Consider the following 18,838-nt stretch of genomic DNA (forward strand, 5'->3'; position numbering starts at 1 on the left):
GCAAAATTTTCTGGAAAGCGCGGCATTGATTGAGACGATATGCCTGCTTTCCTTGCTGATCCTGTGTAATTTACGCAGATTTTCTGTGCGTTATTACATGTCTGGTTGGTTCCAGCGCTTATTGTGTTGCATGTTGCCAACGGCAATCGCTGCCTTGCTGATGATTTATTTGCGCATGCAAGACTGGATAATGGCCAGCTTTCCCAAGCTAAATCCCCTGTTTGTCGTGGTCGCAACTGGTCTGCTGGCACTGGCATATCAACAGTATTTTGAATTGCGTACCCGGGCTTTTTCACCTGCACTGGGTGAGGCCAAACTGCAGGCCTTGCAAGCCAGGATACGTCCACATTTCTTGTTCAATAGCTTGAATACTGCCTTGTCGCTGATACGCACCGAGCCGCGTCGCGCAGAAATGGTACTTGAGGATCTCTCAGACCTGTTCCGGGTATTGATGCGCGATACGCGCGATGTCACTAGTTTGCAGGATGAAATACGCTTGTGTGAGCAATATCTGGCGATAGAAAAAATACGCCTGGGTGAGCGTATGCAGGTGACCTGGGATAAAGAAAAAATTTCCCCGCAGGAGTTGGCCGAGATAGAAATTCCTTCATTGTTGTTGCAGCCCCTGCTTGAAAATGCAGTTCATTACGGCGTTGAACCATCGGTGCAGCAAGCGACTGTCACGGTAGAGATAAAACGTCTGCTGGACAAGGTGGAAATTCGCATTCGTAATCCCTATCACGCAGAGGCAAATATGGTTTCCGGTAATCAGATGGCGCTGGAAAACATACGGCAGCGACTAAGTTTGCTTTATGATATCGAAGCGCAAATTCAATACGGCGTAGTAGATGCGTACTTTGAAGTGAAGTTGCAATTCCCGGCTAAGAGATGATGACACCAAGAATACTGATTGTTGATGATGAAGCACCCGCTAGACAAAGGCTGTTGACGCTATTGTCAGACATAGAGGCAGAATGCCCGGTGACGGTGGTTGGAGAGGCTGAGAATGCCATGCTGGCGCTGGAAAAAATCAGCAATCTGCAACCTGATATTGTTTTGCTGGATGTCCAGATGCCAGGCATGAATGGCATAGAACTGGCGCAGCATCTGGCACAGCATCAGGCCAGCCTGCGCTCACCGGCGATTATTTTTGTGACTGCCTATGATGAGTTTGCCGTCAAGGCGTTTGAGGTGCATGCACTTGACTACCTGATGAAACCGGTGCGGGCTAGCCGCCTGGTGGATGCGCTGGTGCGTGCCAGTGAAAAAATGAAGGGCGCGCGCCGCCTGCCTGAAACCATGGTAACAGATACCAGCGGCCCCAGGCGCAAGCATTTTTCAGTATTGGAAAGAGGGCGGATATTATTGGTGCCGGTAGCCGAGGTGCTGTTCTTGAAGGCAGAACAAAAATACGTGACCCTGCATACAGCGCAACGTGAATATCTGCTGGAAGAGTCGCTGACTTCAATAGAGGTGGAGTTGGGGGATTTACTGGTCAGGGTGCACAGGAATGCGCTGGTCGCACGTAGCGCCATTAATGGCGTAGAGCGCGCAGTGCAAGTGGTGGATGCTGACAATAATCAGGAAAAAGTATCTGAATCCTGGCAAATCATTGTCAGCGGTTGCGCTGAACGTTTGCCGATTTCACGCAGACAGTGGCCGGTTATTAAGGCCCTGGTGCGGGTTTGATTTATTTTGTGCGTCCAGTTGTGCTCAGCGCCAGACAGGCAAGCCAGTCAGGTCAGTGTTGTCATCATGCACCCAGGCCGGCAGACCGGTGCGGTCGGTGGGCCCGAGTACATCCAGAAGATCAAGCTGCTCCTGTTTTTTGCCGCGTTGACGTGGGGCGGGTACTGGTTTCCTGATTTCTGGCAATAAAAATGCTGGTTCGCCAAAGCCGGGTAATTCCAGGGTAGCGTGATCTTTATTGTCTTTCATCAGTTGAGCTTGATCAATGTTGATGTGTGGCGATGCCTGGTAAAGCTTAAGCAAAAAAGCAAAATAAACCGTCCTCTGCAATTGCTTGCCAGAAGAAATATAGCGCCGGTAAATTTGTGCGAATGCACCAGAACAAAGAAACTTGGTTGCGGGGGCAGGATTTGAACCTACGACCTTCGGGTTATGAGCCCGACGAGCTGCCAGACTGCTCCACCCCGCGTCTGAAGGAGGCGAATTGTACATGGCGAAGGCGCTATATACAATCATTTATAGAAATATTTTTATATTGGCCTTAAATTGAAGGTCCGGCGACAGTGCAATTTGCCATTCTTCACAATACAAATGTAGCAAATAGTGCTGCTGATGCAACCCGCGCAATAAATTGCATGCATAATGGAAGCACAGAGAAGCACGCTGATGCTGCCTTGCAGGCATCAGCAGCAAATTATTTTCAGGAGTGAAAAAGCAGTTATGGAATTCGAAGTTATCGACACGCAAATCTCGCCAGGCGGCCGTATGGAAGTTTTGTCCAAGGCCGAGGTCGTGCAATTGCTCGACAATAGTCATGGCGGTTTGTACCAGGTGTTTCGCAGTTGCGCACTGGCGGTCTTGAATTGCGGCAGTGGTCTCGACGATGGCAAGGAATTGCTGGAGCGTTACAAGAGCTTTGACATCAGCATCATCCAGCGCGAACGCGGCATCAAGCTTGATGTCAAGGGCGCACCAGCCAGTGCCTTTGTGGATGGCGTCATGATCAAAGGCATACAGGAACACTTGTTTGCCGTATTGCGCGATATCCTGTTCATCAAGGCCGCCATCGAAGATGACCGCAAGTTTGATCTGGCGACCACAGAAGGTATCAGTGATGCTGTTTTCCACGTTATGCGCAATGCCAATTTGCTCAAGCCTCAGGTCAATCCAAATATGGTGGTGTGCTGGGGCGGGCATTCGATTTCCAGCGAAGAGTATGACTACACCAAGCATGTAGGGTATCAACTGGGTTTGCGCGGCATGGATATCTGTACAGGCTGTGGTCCAGGCGCCATGAAGGGCCCGATGAAGGGTGCCACCATAGGTCATGCCAAACAAAGGATTACCACAGGCCGTTACCTGGGCATTACCGAGCCTGGTATTATCGCCGCCGAAGCGCCGAACCCCATCGTCAACGACCTGGTAATCTTGCCAGATATAGAAAAACGCCTTGAAGCTTTTGTGCGCATGGGCCATGCCGTCATCGTCTTCCCTGGTGGGGCAGGCACGGCAGAAGAAATTTTGTACTTGCTCGGTATCTTGCTGCATCCTGATAATGCCGAGTTGCCTTTCCCCCTGATATTTACCGGACCGGAAAGTGCGGCAGATTATTTCCGTCAGATCGATCAGTTCATTGCTGCAACGCTGGGTCCTGAGGCACAGCAGAACTACAAGATTATCGTCAATGACCCTGTGCGCGTGGCACAGGAAGTGCAGGCTGGTATCAAGGAAGTGCGTGAATACCGCAAGGCCAAGGGCGACGCCTATTATTTCAATTGGTTGCTGAAGATAGATGCCGAGTTCCAGAAGCCGTTTGAACCCACGCATGAAAACATGCGCAACCTGGCTTTGCACAAGAATCAGGACACGCATCTGCTGGCGGCAAATCTGCGTCGTGCTTTTTCAGGTGTGGTGGCTGGCAACGTCAAAAACCAGGGCATACGTGCGATAGAAAAACATGGACATTTTGAAATTCGCGGCAATAGTGAAATAATGGCATCAATGGATACCTTGCTGGCATCTTTTGTTGCTCAGAACCGCATGAAATTGCCTGGCAAGGCTTATACCCCTTGCTACCGTGTAATAAAGTAATTGCGTTGCAGTAAAACCGTAGGATAATGGTGCAATCCTGTTCCATCACGATGAGGAAAACAGACATGAGTTCCGTACAACAAGAAGTCGATGAACGTACCAACCTGACTGCGTCCAACAAGTTTGAATTGTTGCTGTTCCGTCTTGGCACAGATGGCAATAGTGACAGGTCTGAATTGTTTGGCATTAATGTTTTCAAGGTGCGAGAGATAGTTGCCATGCCGACGATTACGGGTATGGCGGGCGCGATGCCCCATATGCTGGGCGTGGTCAATTTGCGTGGACAGATTATTCCTGTCATCGACCTGCCTTCGGTGGTCGGGCTCAAACCTAAAACTGGCCTGAACATCATGCTGGTTACTGAATATGCGCGTACCACCCAGGGTTTTGCGGTTGAATCGGTCGAAGAGATCGTGCGGCTGGACTGGAATCAGGTCCTTTCGGCTGAAAGCAGTGCGGCAGGTGGTATGGTTACCAGTATTGCCCGTCTGGATGGTGATACAGAGGACACCCGCCTGGCCCAGGTGCTGGACGTGGAGCAAATCTTGCGCCAGATTACGCCGTCTGATACCAAGGATGTAGATCCAGATACCATAGGTGCCAAGCTGCAGATGATACCTGGCTCTGCCATTCTGGCGGCCGATGATTCAGCTGTCGCCCGCGGTTTGATCGAGCAGGCACTGACAGCCATGGGTGCCCAGTTCATCATGACCAAGACTGGTAAGGAAGCGTGGGAAAAATTACAATCCCTTGCCACCGCAGCCCAGGCCGAAGGCAAGGGTGTGCGCGACAAGGTATCCATGGTGCTGACTGACCTGGAAATGCCGGAAATGGATGGCTTTACCCTGACACGTAAGATCAAGAACGATGACCGCTTCAAGTTTTTGCCGGTGGTGATTCATTCATCCTTGTCAGGTGCAACCAATGAAGACCATATCAAGACCGTGGGTGCCGACGCCTATGTTGCCAAATTCGTGGCTGAAGAACTGGCAGCAACAATACGGTCTGTATTGGCAAAATAAAATACCGCCGTAGAAACTGAAAACTGAAGCTTGTAAAAAAGGGTGCAATTATTTCATTAATTGCACCCTTTTTGTATCTGGCCTGGCCGCGCTTATCTGGCTTGTGCCGGGACACGTTCCCAGCCACCAGGACAAGACTTGATCGCTGGGTAAAAGCCGTCTGGCTGATGGCAATACAGCCAATCCTTGCCCGCGGTCGATTGAGGGGCGGGATTGGGCTGGTTGATGATATTGCCGTCATCAACATAACTTTGAGTGTAGCCAGAGTACGTGGGGTAACTGTCCGTATAAACCACGTTGCTGGTGCTGACGACAGGTGTCACATAGGTGACAGCAGGGGCGACGACCACGCTGGGGTAATAACGCCAGGAATAATCGTAAGGATAATAGGCAGACACATAACTATGCCGGTTGCCATAATTGAAATATAGCGGCGGAATGGAAACGCCTATGCTTACCCTGGGATGAAAATGATGGCCGCCAGGGCGAGCCCATACTGAGCCTGAGAGTGCCAGCAGAGCCAGGGTGACAGCAAATATTCTGAGTGATTTCATGGTATTTCCGCAATAAAATATTTGTTTGATGCCTATTTGTCAGTTTAGGTCGAAATCTGGAAACTTATTGAGAAAAATTTACTCTTTATGATTCGCGGCGATTCACTACGCCAGACCTGGTTTGCAAGCATGTTGACCAGAATAAATAAAACAATAGCGCGTTATCTTAAGGGAAATTATGAAATTCGTGATTAAAAAATGTGCAGCCTTGTGCGCTCTTGCCTTGATGGCCAATCTGCCAGTGTATGCTGCGGAAGCCGTCATGGCCGATGCTCCTGAAGCTGCCAAACCTAGCATACGCGAACAATACACCAAATATGAATACCAGGTTCCCATGCGTGATGGTACACGGCTTTTTACCGTGGTGTATGTTCCCAAAGATAGCAGCAAGTCTTATCCCTTCCTGATGACCCGTTCACCCTATGGTAGCGGCGTCTATGAGGGCGGGCAGTCGCACTATGGCGTGGATTTCTATCCGCAATCACTCGGACCATCCAAAGAATTTGACCAAAGTGGCTATATCTTCGTCAAGCAAGACGTGCGTGGTCGTTATATGTCTGAAGGCGTATGGCAAGAAATGACGCCGCATATCAAGGCCAGCAGGCTGGCTGGCGAGGGTGTCGAAAGCCAGGACATGCATGACACCGTTGAATGGCTGTTGAAAAACGTCAAGGGCAATAACGGCAAGGTCGGTATCTGGGGTATTTCCTACCCTGGCTTTTATGCCTCGGCCAGTATCATAGACTCACATCCTGCCATCAAGGCCGCTTCACCGCAGGCACCCGTTACCGATCTGTTCATGGGGGATGATTCCTATCATGGCGGTGCCTTCATGCTGGCGGCTAACTTTGGGTTCTTTTCCAATTTCACGGTAGAAAAAAACCCGACCACCTTGCCCAAACGCTGGGAAGAGTTTGATTTTGGTACCCCGGATGGCTATCAATATTTTCTCAAATATAAAACCCTGAAAAACATTACTGCCCAACTGTCAGACAAGCAGCGTGAATTGCTGATGCCTACCATTGAGCATAGTACCTATGATGATTTCTGGAAAAGCCGCAATATCGCCCCCCATCTAAAGAACATCAAGGCAGCCGTGCTGACTGTTGGCGGCTGGTATGACGCAGAAGATCCGCAAGGTCCATTCACGACGTATCACAGCATCAAAAACAATAACAAGGGCTATTACAATGGCCTGGTCATGGGGCCATGGTCGCACGGCGGTTGGGCAGGTGCCGAGGGTAAGTCATTGGGGAATGTGAGTTTCGATGTCAAAACGGGTGATTATTACCGCAAGAATATCGTTTTCCCTTTCTTTGAACAGCATTTGAAGGGCGTAACTGGCAAGGCTTTGCCGGAAGTGACCGTATTTGAAACCGGCACCAATGTATGGCGTGAATACCCAAGCTGGCCACCGCAACAGGCACAAAAACGTACCCTGTATTTTGGCAAGGATGGCACCCTGAGCTGGAAGGAGCCACAGACAGAATTCAATACCTTTGACGAATACGTCAGCGACCCCAATAAGCCTGTGCCGTTTATCTCTTACGTCGCCACTGGTGCGCCGCGTGAATATGTGGTCTCTGACCAGCGCTTTGCCTCAACACGGCCAGATGTGCTGGTCTATCAGACTGAACCTCTGGAAGAAGACGTAACCATCGTCGGGCCGGTCAATCCAAAATTGTTTGTGTCAACCTCTGGTACGGATGCAGATTGGGTCGTCAAACTGATTGATGTTTATCCATCGGCTTATCCGGATAAGCAAGTCGTGCGCGAACGCGCCAATGATGTGCCACCACCATCCGTCGCCATGGCCGGTTATCAGCAACTGATCAGGGGCGAGCCTTTGCGCGGCAAGTTCCGCAACAGCTTTGAAAAACCTGAACCTTTTGTGCCAGGCAAAGTGGCTGCCATCAGCTATAACATGCCGGATATCCAGCACACCTTCCGCCGTGGTCACCGCATCATGGTGCAGGTGCAGAGTAGCTGGTTCCCGCTGGTGGATTTGAATCCGCAAAAATTCATGGATATTCCCAAGGCTAATCCTGAAGATTTCCAGAAAGCGACGCAAAGGGTTTATCGTTCACCAGGACAGTATTCAGGTGTAGCCGTGCAAGTAATGCCGTAAAAATTAAGAGACAGGGACAAAAAAATGAAAACAAAAAATATCTTCAAACGCAGTGTGCTGGCTAGTCTGGTTGGTGTGGCATTCATGGGTAATACAGTATTTGCTCAGACAGCGACTTCAAACCAATTGGTCTTGGAATCCATGACCATGGATAAAAAGGCTGATCCCTGCACAGATTTCTTCCAGTATTCAAATGGCGAATGGCTGAAAGCCAATCCCATTCCTTCTGACCGTGCGCGTTACAGTGCCTATGATGAAGTGACTGAACGAAATCTGGCAGCATTGAAACTCATTGCCGAGACAGCTGCAAAAGGTGATGGCAAGAGCAAGGCAGCACAACTGGTCGGCGCTTTTTATGCTAGCGGCATGAATGAAGCGCAGATAGAAAAAGAAGGTATCAAACCGCTGGAGCCGCAGTTTGCGCAAATCAATGGCATCAAGGATAGTACGCAATTGCTGGCCTTGATCGCTGGTTTGCACAAGCAAGGTGTATCACCTTTGTTTGGCTTTACTGTAGATCAGGATGCCAAAAACACGACCCGCTACATTCCGCAAATCATGCAGGGTGGCCTGGGTTTGCCTGACCGCGATTATTACCTGAAGACTGATGCCAAGACCAAGGATATCCGTAACAAGTATGTCGCCTATGTCACTCAGATTTTTACTTTGCTCGGTGATACGCCAGATCAGGCAAAGAAAAATGCGGCCGTCGTGATGGCGCTGGAAACCAGACTGGCCAAGGCATCCTTGACCAAGGTTGAGTTGCGTGACCCGCAAGCCAGTTATCATTTGTCTGACTTGAATGCCTTGCAAAAGACAGATAAGAAAACTGCCTGGTCCACCTATTTCAATGAACTGGGACTGGCGCAGCCCGGACAATTCAATCTTGCCCATCCCAAGTTTATTGCCGAAGCAGGACGCATGGTCAATACCGTCAGTCTTGATCAATGGAAAACATATTTACGCTGGCAATTGGCCAATGCGCGTGCAAGGGACTTGAGCTCAGCCTTTGTCAATGCCAACTTTGATTTCTATGGCAAGACCCTGGCAGGCACCAAGGAATTGCAGCCACGCTGGAAGCGCGTGCTGGGTTCTATCGATGCCATGGCAGGTGAAGCCATGGGTGAGCTGTATGTTGCCAAATTCTTTGGTCCTGAAGCCAAGGCCGGTGTGCTGGAAATGGTGGACAATATCAAGCTGGCCATGCGTGAAAGCATAGGCAAGCTGGAATGGATGTCAGACACGACCAAACAGCAAGCCTATAAAAAGCTCGACACTATCCTGGTAAAAATAGGTTACCCCTATGTATGGCGTGATTACAGCAGCCTGCAGATCGATACTGGTCCGTACGCAGCAAACATGGCACGCGCCGCTGAATTTGAATTCAAGCGCAATCTGGCCAAGCTGGGCAAGCCCATAGACAGGAATGAATGGGGTATGACACCACAAACCGTGAATGCCTATTACAACCCCACCATGAATGAAATGGTGTTTCCGGCAGGCATACTGCAACCGCCTCTGTACCATGTGAATGCTGATCCTGCTGCCAACTATGGCAATACCGGTGCAACGATAGGTCATGAACTGACGCATGCCTTTGATGATGAAGGACGCCAATATGATGCCCAGGGTAATCTGAAAAGCTGGTGGACCAAGGACGATGAGAAAAAATTCCTGGTTCGCGTAAAAGCCATAGAAAAGCAATTTGACGAATTTAATCCCATCGACAAATTGCACATCAATGGCAAGCTGACTGCCGGTGAAAATATTGCCGATCTTGGCGGCATGAAGATTGCCCTGCAGGCTTTGCACAAATCGCTGGAGCGCAAGCCCCAGGCCAAGGAAATTGATGGCTTGACGGTAGATCAGCGCTTCTTTGTCGCCAATGCGCAAAGCTTCCGCAGCCTTATCCGTGATGAGATGTTGCGTATGAAACTGGCAACTGATCCTCACTCACCAGACAAATACCGTGTCATTGCGCCATTGGCAAATATGCCGGAATTTTCTGATGCTTTCCAGTGCAAGGGCGATCGCTCACCCCTGCGCCCAACTGCTACACGGGTAAATATCTGGTAACAGCGTATACTATGGCTTGAAATGCAGTAATGGATGCAGGTTACAGGGGCGCTGGATGCAAATCTGGCAATCCCAAGCCTGCCAATATTTCTTGTCATCAGAGTGCATGCCAGCATGTACTCTGTGCACTCCAGATTTGTAGGGCTATATGGAAACCAAAGTTGTCGAATTTGAACGTCCACAGATGGATGTGGGTAGCAGCTGTACCGCCAATGCCTGGGCGCGCATTCCTGATGCGCCTTCAGCGATAGAAAAACTGGAACTCAAAGCCAGAATACGCCAGCTCCTGAAAGAAAAGCAGGCTGTGTTGGTCGCGCATTATTATGTCGATGCAGAACTGCAAGACCTGGCAGAAGAAACCGGTGGCTGCGTTTCTGACTCGCTGGAAATGGCAAGATTTGGCCGTGACCACCCCGCCAAGACCCTGGTTGTCGCCGGTGTCAAGTTCATGGGTGAAACCGCCAAAATACTCAGCCCAGAAAAAACCATTTTAATGCCAGACCTGGATGCGACCTGCTCGCTGGACCTGGGTTGCCCGGCAGATGAGTTTGCGGCGTTTTGCGATGCCCATCCTGACCGCACCGTCGTCGTGTATGCTAATACCAGCGCAGCCGTCAAGGCAAGAGCTGACTGGATGGTGACATCCAGCATAGGTCTGGACATCGTTGCTCACCTGCATGCGCAAGGTAAAAAAATACTCTGGGCTCCCGATAAACATCTGGGTGGCTATATCCAGAAGCAGACAGGTGCAGACATGTTGCTATGGCAGGGTTCCTGCCTGGTGCATGATGAATTCAAGGGCATAGAACTTGACGTGCTCAAGGCTGAGCACCCTCATGCCAAAGTACTGGTTCATCCTGAATCACCAGCGGCTGTGGTGGCACTGGCTGATGTGGTTGGCTCGACTTCGCAAATGATCCATGCAGCACAGACGCTGGATGCAGATGAATTTATTGTCGCCACCGATAATGGCATCCTGCACAAAATGCAGTTGGCTGCGCCAACCAAGCGTTTCATCGTCGCTCCGACGGCAGGTAATAGCGCGACTTGCAAGAGCTGTGCACATTGCCCATGGATGGCAATGAATGGTTTGCGCAATCTGCTGCAGGTGCTGGAGAACGGTAATAATGAAATCCAGGTTGACCCGGCAGTGGGGCAAAAAGCCAAGGTCTGCATAGACCGCATGCTGGATTTTGCTGCTGCAAAAAAAGCCAATGTGCGTCCATCCAGTGATTTGACGAAAGAAGGCAAACTTTTTTCCGGCATAGGCCCGGCCTGAGAACCCGTTACGATCTTAAGCGCAAGCCCCATCCAATTACACTGAGGTTATCTGGACATGTCTGGTAATTTAAAGAATACGCATTCCCCTTTTGATGCAGATTTACAAAAAGCTTTTGAACGCAACATCCGCGATGCACTGGCTGAAGATGTCGGCGCTGCTGATCTGACTGGCTTGCTGGTGCCTGCAGATGAAGTAGTACAGGCACAAGTCATCGTGCGTGAAGATGCCGTTCTATGTGGTGCCCCGTGGTTTGATGCTGTCATGACAGCACTGGATGCAACTATCATCGTGGATTGGCAATACGCTGAAGGCGAACAGATGAAGGCAAATACTGTCGTCTGCAAAATCAAGGCACCTGCCAGAGCCTTGCTGACAGCCGAACGTTCTGCGCTGAATTTCCTGCAATTGCTATCTGCAGTCGCGACCGCCACCAGCAAATATGTCTCCATCATCGCAGGCACAAAAGCAGCCATACTCGATACCCGCAAAACCTTGCCCGGCCTGCGTCTGGCGCAAAAATATGCGGTGCGCGTGGGTGGTGGCAAGAACCAGCGCCTGGCCTTGTATGACGGTATTCTTATTAAGGAAAACCATATCGCGGCAGCAGGTGGCGTGGCTGAGGCCATGCAAAAAGCCCTGAGCCTGAATGCTGGCGTGACTATACAAATAGAAGTGGAAACTCTGGATCAATTGCAAACGGCTCTGAATGCCGGTGCGACATCCATCTTGCTGGATAATTTCAATACCACCATGATGCGCGAAGCAGTTGCCATTAATGCAGGCCGTGCTTTGCTGGAAGCGTCCGGCGGCATCGATCATGCAAGCGTGAGAGCGATAGCCGAGACAGGAGTCGATAGGATATCCATAGGCAGCCTGACCAAGGATATTAAGGCGACGGATTATTCTTTGCGGATAGTTTAATCCCTGCATGTTATATGCTGTTTGAAAACCAGAACTTTGCATCCAGATTGAAGAAGCCAGTCAGCCTGGATGAGCATGTTTTTCGCTACTGTGAGTTTTCAGATATTCAATTTGAAGGCGGAGACATCTCATCTGCTTTCCTGGCTTGCAGCTTTACCGGCTGCGGATGGTACTGGGGTTTGTTTAATACCAGTATCCTTGTTGATGTGAAGTTCATCAATTGTATTTTTCGGGGAACGACATTTTCTGGGGCCAGGTTTGTTAACTGCGAATTTGAAAACTGCGAATTCTTGAAGGACAATCTTGGCAGAAATTGTACATTCGATGAGGTGAGCTGGTTTGCTTGCGCGCAGGAAAATTGCACGGGATTGGAGAGTGAATTTCGTACAAGGGATAAAGAGCGAAGCTATATCCCTTGATTTCGACCTGCTTGTAAGTAAATCACTAATCCTGAAGTCATAATTTCTGATCGCGATGAAATGATTTATTCTGTGTACCTCAAAACCAGAACATGCTGTAATTCATTATTTCGTTCACTCACAGTTTTTATCCAGACCGCAGCTTTTTCACCATAGAGCCTGAGCAGTAATTCTGCCATGCTGCTCATCTGGACTGGATTCAAGGCTGCTTCCCGGATGAGTGCCAGATAAGATGCACCAATGCCTATGAGCTTGTAGCCGTAATTCTCCCGGAGATGCTTGCATAAAGCATGGTTCTCAAAGGGATTCAGGTCTGAATCAAAATAGCCGTTAGGGAAGGCAGCCAGACTATCTTCGGGTTGATTGACGATGGCCCTGAACGCATAAATGCTATCGTCAATGATGGAAAGCCAGTTTTCTTGTGCCAGCAGTAGTTCTGCCAGAGACTCATCATTCAGTAGCAGGTTTTTTTCTTGAAAAATCTGTTCCAGTGAGGTTTCTTGGCAAAGTTTTAGAAAATTTGCGTACCGGATAAAAAACTCAGATGCCGTGCTCAGGTAGCCGACATGCTCGCCATCTTCAAAGCATGCTGCATCAAGCGTACTCAAGTCATACCCTTCTGTCTCGTCGAGATCGTGAGAACCTGAGCTATGCATGGACGTGTATTGTGCCTGACCGAGGTCATCCAGTGTCAGCAGCAGATGCGAATCTGGAAATCTGCTGCTTAATTCTTTCCAGTCCTGGATTAATTCTTCCTGATTTGCAAATTTATCCGCTACATAGACTTCGCACAAATACTCAAACTGTGTATCTGATAAGGGTTCAAATCTCATTTTCTGTGCGTTCAAAATGGGGATAAATTTTTTGCTTGCTAGATTAGTCCTGCATTACGTTTTGCAAACCAGCGCATCAGAAATGGAATGGCGCAAATCATGCCGAATAGCATAAACAGGCCGGCGCCACTCAATTTCAGCTTGTCACTCAGGCTAAGTCCGAAGGCCAGTAGTGCGACAAACAGCCAGATTCGTAGCACTTGCATGATCTCCAGAGGAATATCTGCTTCGACTACTTCAAAACTGGAACTGCTTTCTTCTATGAAGCGATAACTGGCCAATGGAACAATGGGAATATAGACCAATACCACCCACTTGGTAGTAATGAAGGACTGATCCGGATGAAATTTGCATTTGCCGTAAAAAGTCGTGCCTATGCCATTGATGGTTCTTGCCATGATGTAGTGTATGAAAAGTGATTCGGATTGTAGGAGCAATCAGGGCCAGGCAGCTAAGCTGGCGAGCGATCAATGCATCGGCCAGCGCCTGATTATCCCGCATCAACCATCAGTACGTAAAGCCGCAATTGGATCCAATGCTGCGGCCTGTCGTGCCGGGAACACACCAAAACCGAGGCCAACTGCTATGCATGAGCTGACAGCAATCAACAGGCTCAGCGGTGACCAGGCAACAGACCAGCCCGCCAGCGCGGCGATGCTGTATGCGGCTATCGCGCCCAGCAATACGCCGAGCAAGGCGCCGCTGAACGCAATCACCAGGGCTTCTGCCAGGAACTGTTCTATGACATCACGCCTGCGTGCACCCAGTGCGCGCTTGAGGCCGATTTCACGGCGGCGTTCCAGTACATTGGCTAACATGATGTTCATGATGCCTATGCCGCCCACCAATAAGGAGACTGCAGCGATAGAGCTCATGACGATGGTAAAGATGCGCTGGGTTTGCTGGTTCTGCCTATACAGGCCCATGGGTACGATGAGGTTGGTGTCATCAGCACCGGCATGCCTTTGCTCTATCAGATTTTGCAGCACACGAGCCGCAATATCAGGTGCTGTCTGGCCGTCCAGACGCAAACTCAGGCTATCGACTTCGTTTTCCAGCGCAGTGAATCGGAAACGGGCGCGTCCGGTGAGCCAGGGGACGAACAGGCGCTCGTCATCCAGACCAAGTTTGACGCCTTCGAATTCGGATTTGGAGAGGGCGCGGTCAGCCAGCACGCCAACTACTTCAAGCCAGGCGTGATTGAGCTTGATGCGCTCGCCAACTGGATTTTTGTCGCCAAAGAGTTGATGGGCAAGGCGTGGGCCTATCACGCAGACAGGGGCGAGGGTGGCATCATCCTGCTGGCTTAACCAGCGCCCCTGGCCGATTTGCAGGCCACCGAGTTCGGCATACGAATCAGATACGGCAAAGGCGCGTGCAGGGACGACATTGCTGCCGCTGACCAGTTGATCTACCTTGATCTCTTTTTTGAGTGCCACTGCCTTGGCACCAGGTACGACGGACAATGCAGCATCGGCGTCTGCAGCCGACAAGCCCAGTGAGCGTGTACGTATTTCCTTGAGACGTTTGTCGTCAATATTCTTGCTATCTATGATGACATTGTCCAGGCCCAGTTCGGCGACCAGGCGCAAGGCTTCGCGGCGACTACCTTCACCCACGGCCAGCATGGCAACGATGGCTGCCACACCAAAAATCATGCCTAACAGGGTCAGGCCAGTACGCAGCTTGCGCCTTTGCAGTTCATTGACTGCTTCCAGTATCAGGGCGCGGTTCATGAATGTGTATCCTTGCTTTTTTCTTTGTCTTTTACTTCTGGTAGCAGAACTACCTGATTGCCCTGGCTGATACCTGATTTGATTTCACTGCGCACCGGGCCACGCTGCCCCAGTACTACCGTCTGGCGCTTGAGCTGGTCGCCATCCTTGATATATGCAGCAAAATTACTCCCGTCCTGTATCAAGGCGATATTCGGTACCGTCATGGCTTTGGCCTGGTTGATGAGGCTGACCGTGCCTATCAGTGCCTGGCCAGGTTTGAGTGCCAGGTTTTGTGCCTGCGCCTTATTGAAAGCGGCTTCGAAGGTGATGAATTTGACTGGCGACTCCCGCGAAGTGACGCTGGCGCTGTTACCAACCTTGGTAATGCTCAATTCAATTTCCTGGCCGTTACCAGCCAGACGTACCTTGACTGGCAGGCCCACTTTCAAACCAAAGGTGCGGCCTTCTTCTATATTGAAACTGGCGACCAGTTGATCAAGGTCTGGCAGTGAGCCAAATTCTTCCCTGGGCCGGAAGCTTGAGCCAACCAGAGGTTTGGCACCATCCCAGTTTGCCTGCAACAAAAATACGCCATCGTGCGGGGCCAGCAATTCCAGTGCATCCAGGTTCTTTTTGTGCTGGCTGGCATTCAGGCTGACACTTTCTTTCTGCGAGCTTAATACTGCCTGTTCTGCTGCACTGCGTGCCTGCACCTGCCCGGTTTTCCAGTTCAGGTAGCCGCGTTTGTTCTTCAGAAATCCGCTGTCCTGCAATTCATCCAGAATTTTATTGCGTGAAAAAATAGCCAGATCGGCGTTGGCATAGCGTTCGCTGAGTCGCAAATCTGTCTGCACTTTGGCACTGTCTGCCGACAGGGCAGAGCGGCTGCTGGCATCACTGGCCTGTATGGTCTCTGCGGCCAGTTCCTTGCGCAATAATTCCATTTCTGCCTGCGATAATTCCATGCGTGATTTTGGGGCATCAAAGAGAGCAATGACCTGGTCTTTCTTCACCAGGCTGCCTTCTGGCAGCATCTTTATCAAGGTGCGCGAATCCCAGCCCTGGCCAGGCACAGTCAGCGGAGTTTTGTTGGCTGCGATGATTTCGCCGTCGACGACAATACTTTCTTGCCAGTTTCTGGGCGAGAAGATTTCCGTTGCATGCTGGTTTTGTTCAGTCTTGTTGCTGCAGCCTGTGCTACTTAGCGCCAGTGTTACGCAGATGAGGAATAGCCTTGATTTCATTTTTTTGCTGTTCCTGTCGTTGCCGTCTGTATTCCCGATGAGACTAAAATTGCCTGCACTGCCGCACCGGGTTTGAGCCCTTTGGGCATCTGATCAAATTCCAGCTCTATATCCCGCACGATGATGGGTTGTGAGCTTGATTTGCTATGAAATACGTTGCCCAGCCCGGTAACGCGCGCAGGCACCGTCATATTGGCGCCAGGTATGGTGATGCGGGCGCTTTGGCCAACTTTGATCGTAGTTGATTGGGCTTCGGGCACCTTGGCAGAGACAAATAATTTGTCTGGGTCTGCCACGCTGGCAATGGATAATCCCATCCAGACCTGGCTGCCAGCAGCAAATTTCTCGCCTTCAAAATTGCTTTTGTAGATCATCATGCCTGGTTTGCTTGCTGTCACAGTCAGGGCTTTTTGCCCTTTGTTCAGTACGTCGATTTTCCCTTGCAGCATGGCGATCTCTGTTTCCAATCCCGTTTTTTCTGCCTTACGGGCACGTGCCTGGGTGGTGCGCAACCGCAGGGACATCGCAGCCAGATCGCTATTCAGAGATTTTTCTATGACCAGTTTGTCATAATCGACACGCCGTATCAATTCTTTGGGCATGGTGGCTTTGCGTGCAGCTTTCTCCGCATTGCTTTGCGCTTCTGCTACAGCCAGATCCGCTGCTTTTTCTGCCTCTGTCTGTTCCAGCTTCAGTTTTTCCAGCGCCCTCAGTTTCTCATTGAGCTGGCTTTTTTGACTGGCAAGCTGGTTGGGTACTTCCGCCGCCTGGAACATGGCAAGCATGTCACCTGTTTTGACGGCGCTGCCCTCGGGGGCGATTTGTGCCAAGGTGTATTGCCAGATGTAAGGGATGGACGGTGGCCCTATGGACGTAATATTGCGTGACTGTATTTCACCTTCCAGTGTCAGCTCCTTGTTCTGGGCGGCAGATTTTTCGCTGTTTTTCTTACTGGCCTGAGCAGGTTCTATCAGGACGCTCATGCCAGGTATCAGTTTGAGATTGGACTGCGCCGGTAATTTGATATCAACACGAAAATATCGGCCATAACCCCAGATGTTGTGTTCTTCAGGTGCGTTGGAAATACTGTCTATACTGGCCGTTACTTCAGTACCGGGCAGGGCATCAAATTTCAGGACTACAGTTTGCCCTTCCTTCAAATACGTCCTGTCTGCTTCCAGTGCCCATGCCCTGACTTCCATTTGACCTGAGCCTATGACCTGTCCCGCAGTATTGCCAGGAAAAGCGCTTGAGCCTTCTTCCAGGCGCTCACTACGCCAATTGCTATAGCCGTGGACGACATAGCCATCCTGGCTGGCTCTTACCTCAGAGCGGGTCAACTGCGTTTTGAGGTAGTTGATATTGATCTCTTGTTTTTTTAATTCAAGGTCAGCATCCGATTTTTTCCTGTTGATGGAAGCATAAGCATCGTCAAATGCCAGTTGTTTGACTTGTAGATCACGTTCTGATCTTTCTTTTTCTGCCTGGTATTTATCAAATTCCAGCGCAGCAATCTGAGTTTTTGGCAAAGCTGCATCGACCTGAGCTTTGGCTAATGCAGCTTTGGCTGTGAGCAGATTTTTTTCCGCATCCAGTGCAGTGACCTCAAGCTTGGCCAGTTCGGCATCGGCTTTTGCCCGGGTTTGTTGCATGCTGATTTCCAGTTGCTCCAGATTGGACGCATTTGGTGTTTCTATGCGCAACACCAGGTCCCCTTTTTTGACCTGACTACCCTCGGCAACAAAATTGCGTAAGACTACCGGTGATGAATTCGACGGCGGTACCAGGATGGCTTGCGAATCTTTTGCTATGACTTCGCCAGTCAATAATACCGGCCGGCTCTGCGCAGGCGCGGCGGTTTTGTCTGCGTTGGCTGGCGCTACCGATGAGGCTGGCGCAAGTGCAGGTATGCTGGCACATGCAGAGAGTACCCAGATGCCGAGCTTTGATAAGTTCAGGTGTTTTCGCAAATCGTGTCTCACGCTGTCACCTCCGCGACTTTGCCGTCAGCCAGGTGTATGGTTCTTTGTGCCCTGGCTGCAACCGCAGGGTCATGCGTGACCAGCACCAGGGTTTGCCCACCAGCATGTAATTCAGCCAGCAAGCCCAGCACGTCGGCAGCGCTTTTGGAATCGAGGTTGCCGGTAGGTTCATCGGCCAGCAGCAAGGCGGGCTGATTCAGCAGGGCGCGGGCGATGGCAGCACGCTGCAACTGACCACCAGACAATTCACCTGGCTTGTGATCCATGCGTTTTTCCAGGCCTATGCGTTCGAGCAACTGGCGGGCGCGTGTTTCGGCCTGCGCATCCGGCGAATTGCTATAGCGTTGCGGGAGCAGTACATTTTCCAGCACGCTAAGGCGTGGTAGCAAATGAAAAGACTGAAAAACAAAACCTATGCTGCGATTGCGTATGTCTGAGGCAGCATCGTCATTCATGGCGCTGATCTCTTCCTGGTTCAGGAGATAACGGCCATGATCGGGGCGGTCAAGTGCGCCGAGTACATTCAATAGGGTGGATTTGCCAGAACCCGAGGGGCCCATGATGGCAACGAACTCACCACTGGCAATGTGTAAATCGATACCATCAAGCGCCCGGATTTCATTGCCGCCTTGCTTGTAGGTCTTGCGTATCTGACTGAGTTTTATCATGCCAATTTTTTCTGGTTTCTGTAAGGCTGAGCCGGAAAAAATTGCTGATGATATTGCCCGGCAAGCAAGCTGGGCAGTATCACTGTGATAATTTAATTTGTCAAATGGCTACGCAAAAAATAGATGGAAAATTCGATTCTTTTTGCTGCTCATCTTCCTGACTAATTTGAATAAACTAATCAAGCTGCCAGCATCGCAAACGATGCTGGCA

At 50.4% G+C, this 18,838-nt stretch carries 17 protein-coding genes and 1 tRNA gene; 9 read left to right on the forward strand and 9 right to left on the reverse strand.

Annotated elements, in window-relative coordinates; genetic code table 11:
- Nucleotides 1-97: 97 nt before the first annotated feature.
- A complete protein-coding gene (locus UNDYM_RS10275; protein ID WP_162040957.1) occupies nucleotides 98-892 on the forward strand; it encodes a sensor histidine kinase in 795 nt (264 codons plus the stop codon).
- Nucleotides 892-1,689, forward strand: a complete 798-nt coding sequence (locus tag UNDYM_RS10280; RefSeq protein WP_162040958.1) for a LytTR family DNA-binding domain-containing protein — start codon at nucleotides 892-894, stop codon at nucleotides 1,687-1,689. Before UNDYM_RS10275 ends, UNDYM_RS10280 begins: the two co-directional genes overlap by 1 nt.
- Before the next feature lie 24 nt (nucleotides 1,690-1,713).
- On the opposite strand, the gene UNDYM_RS10285 is transcribed toward UNDYM_RS10280, so the two are convergent.
- Nucleotides 1,714-1,938: a hypothetical protein gene (locus UNDYM_RS10285; protein ID WP_162040959.1), complete on the reverse strand. Its 225-nt coding sequence runs from the start codon at nucleotides 1,936-1,938 to the stop codon at nucleotides 1,714-1,716.
- Nucleotides 1,939-2,081: 143 nt separating this feature from the next.
- Nucleotides 2,082-2,158: transfer RNA gene (locus UNDYM_RS10290), tRNA-Met, on the reverse strand.
- Nucleotides 2,159-2,409: 251 nt separating this feature from the next.
- Here UNDYM_RS10290 and ppnN point away from each other — a divergent pair.
- A complete protein-coding gene (gene ppnN, locus UNDYM_RS10295; RefSeq protein WP_162040960.1) occupies nucleotides 2,410-3,780 on the forward strand; it encodes a nucleotide 5'-monophosphate nucleosidase PpnN in 1,371 nt (456 codons plus the stop codon).
- A gap of 65 nt (nucleotides 3,781-3,845) precedes the next feature.
- Nucleotides 3,846-4,802: a chemotaxis protein gene (locus UNDYM_RS10300; RefSeq protein ID WP_162040961.1), complete on the forward strand. Its 957-nt coding sequence runs from the start codon at nucleotides 3,846-3,848 to the stop codon at nucleotides 4,800-4,802.
- Nucleotides 4,803-4,894: 92 nt separating this feature from the next.
- On the opposite strand, the gene UNDYM_RS10305 is transcribed toward UNDYM_RS10300, so the two are convergent.
- Nucleotides 4,895-5,356 (reverse strand): hypothetical protein, encoded by a 462-nt coding sequence (locus UNDYM_RS10305; protein WP_162040962.1) that lies wholly within the window; start codon nucleotides 5,354-5,356, stop codon nucleotides 4,895-4,897.
- A 178-nt stretch (nucleotides 5,357-5,534) separates the two neighbouring features.
- Between UNDYM_RS10305 and UNDYM_RS10310 the strand changes: the two genes are divergently transcribed.
- From UNDYM_RS10310 to UNDYM_RS10330, 5 genes are all read left to right on the forward strand, one after another.
- Nucleotides 5,535-7,484: a CocE/NonD family hydrolase gene (locus tag UNDYM_RS10310; RefSeq protein ID WP_232063925.1), complete on the forward strand. Its 1,950-nt coding sequence runs from the start codon at nucleotides 5,535-5,537 to the stop codon at nucleotides 7,482-7,484.
- A 24-nt stretch (nucleotides 7,485-7,508) separates the two neighbouring features.
- A complete protein-coding gene (locus tag UNDYM_RS10315) occupies nucleotides 7,509-9,560 on the forward strand; it encodes a M13 family metallopeptidase (RefSeq protein ID WP_162040963.1) in 2,052 nt (683 codons plus the stop codon).
- Between the two features lie 148 nt (nucleotides 9,561-9,708).
- Nucleotides 9,709-10,839: a quinolinate synthase NadA gene (gene nadA / locus UNDYM_RS10320; RefSeq protein ID WP_162040964.1), complete on the forward strand. Its 1,131-nt coding sequence runs from the start codon at nucleotides 9,709-9,711 to the stop codon at nucleotides 10,837-10,839.
- Between the two features lie 57 nt (nucleotides 10,840-10,896).
- Nucleotides 10,897-11,763 carry a carboxylating nicotinate-nucleotide diphosphorylase gene (gene nadC, locus UNDYM_RS10325; protein ID WP_162040965.1) on the forward strand — a complete coding sequence of 289 codons (867 nt, stop codon included), beginning with the start codon at nucleotides 10,897-10,899 and terminating at the stop codon, nucleotides 11,761-11,763.
- 14 nt (nucleotides 11,764-11,777) lie between these two features.
- Nucleotides 11,778-12,182: a pentapeptide repeat-containing protein gene (locus UNDYM_RS10330; RefSeq protein WP_162040966.1), complete on the forward strand. Its 405-nt coding sequence runs from the start codon at nucleotides 11,778-11,780 to the stop codon at nucleotides 12,180-12,182.
- A 65-nt stretch (nucleotides 12,183-12,247) separates the two neighbouring features.
- Here the strand turns inward: UNDYM_RS10330 and UNDYM_RS10335 are convergent, their stop codons facing one another.
- From UNDYM_RS10335 to UNDYM_RS10360, 6 genes are all read right to left on the reverse strand, one after another.
- Nucleotides 12,248-13,015, reverse strand: coding sequence for a hypothetical protein (locus UNDYM_RS10335; protein WP_162040967.1), 768 nt, complete (start codon nucleotides 13,013-13,015; stop codon nucleotides 12,248-12,250).
- Between the two features lie 38 nt (nucleotides 13,016-13,053).
- A complete protein-coding gene (locus UNDYM_RS10340; protein ID WP_162040968.1) occupies nucleotides 13,054-13,413 on the reverse strand; it encodes a hypothetical protein in 360 nt (119 codons plus the stop codon).
- A gap of 102 nt (nucleotides 13,414-13,515) precedes the next feature.
- On the reverse strand, nucleotides 13,516-14,751 hold the full coding sequence (locus tag UNDYM_RS10345; RefSeq protein WP_162040969.1) for an ABC transporter permease: 1,236 nt from the start codon (nucleotides 14,749-14,751) through the stop codon (nucleotides 13,516-13,518).
- The gene (locus UNDYM_RS10350; protein WP_162040970.1) at nucleotides 14,748-15,977 is read right to left on the reverse strand and encodes an efflux RND transporter periplasmic adaptor subunit; all 1,230 of its coding nucleotides are present in this window, start codon (nucleotides 15,975-15,977) and stop codon (nucleotides 14,748-14,750) included. Before UNDYM_RS10350 ends, UNDYM_RS10345 begins: the two co-directional genes overlap by 4 nt.
- A complete protein-coding gene (locus UNDYM_RS10355) occupies nucleotides 15,974-17,959 on the reverse strand; it encodes an HlyD family efflux transporter periplasmic adaptor subunit (RefSeq protein WP_232063927.1) in 1,986 nt (661 codons plus the stop codon). Before UNDYM_RS10355 ends, UNDYM_RS10350 begins: the two co-directional genes overlap by 4 nt.
- Nucleotides 17,956-18,627 carry an ABC transporter ATP-binding protein gene (locus tag UNDYM_RS10360; RefSeq protein WP_162040971.1) on the reverse strand — a complete coding sequence of 224 codons (672 nt, stop codon included), beginning with the start codon at nucleotides 18,625-18,627 and terminating at the stop codon, nucleotides 17,956-17,958. Before UNDYM_RS10360 ends, UNDYM_RS10355 begins: the two co-directional genes overlap by 4 nt.
- Nucleotides 18,628-18,838 lie beyond the last annotated feature (211 nt).

The sequence above is a fragment of the Undibacterium sp. YM2 genome (assembly GCF_009937975.1).
Lineage (GTDB): Bacteria > Pseudomonadota > Gammaproteobacteria > Burkholderiales > Burkholderiaceae_D > Undibacterium.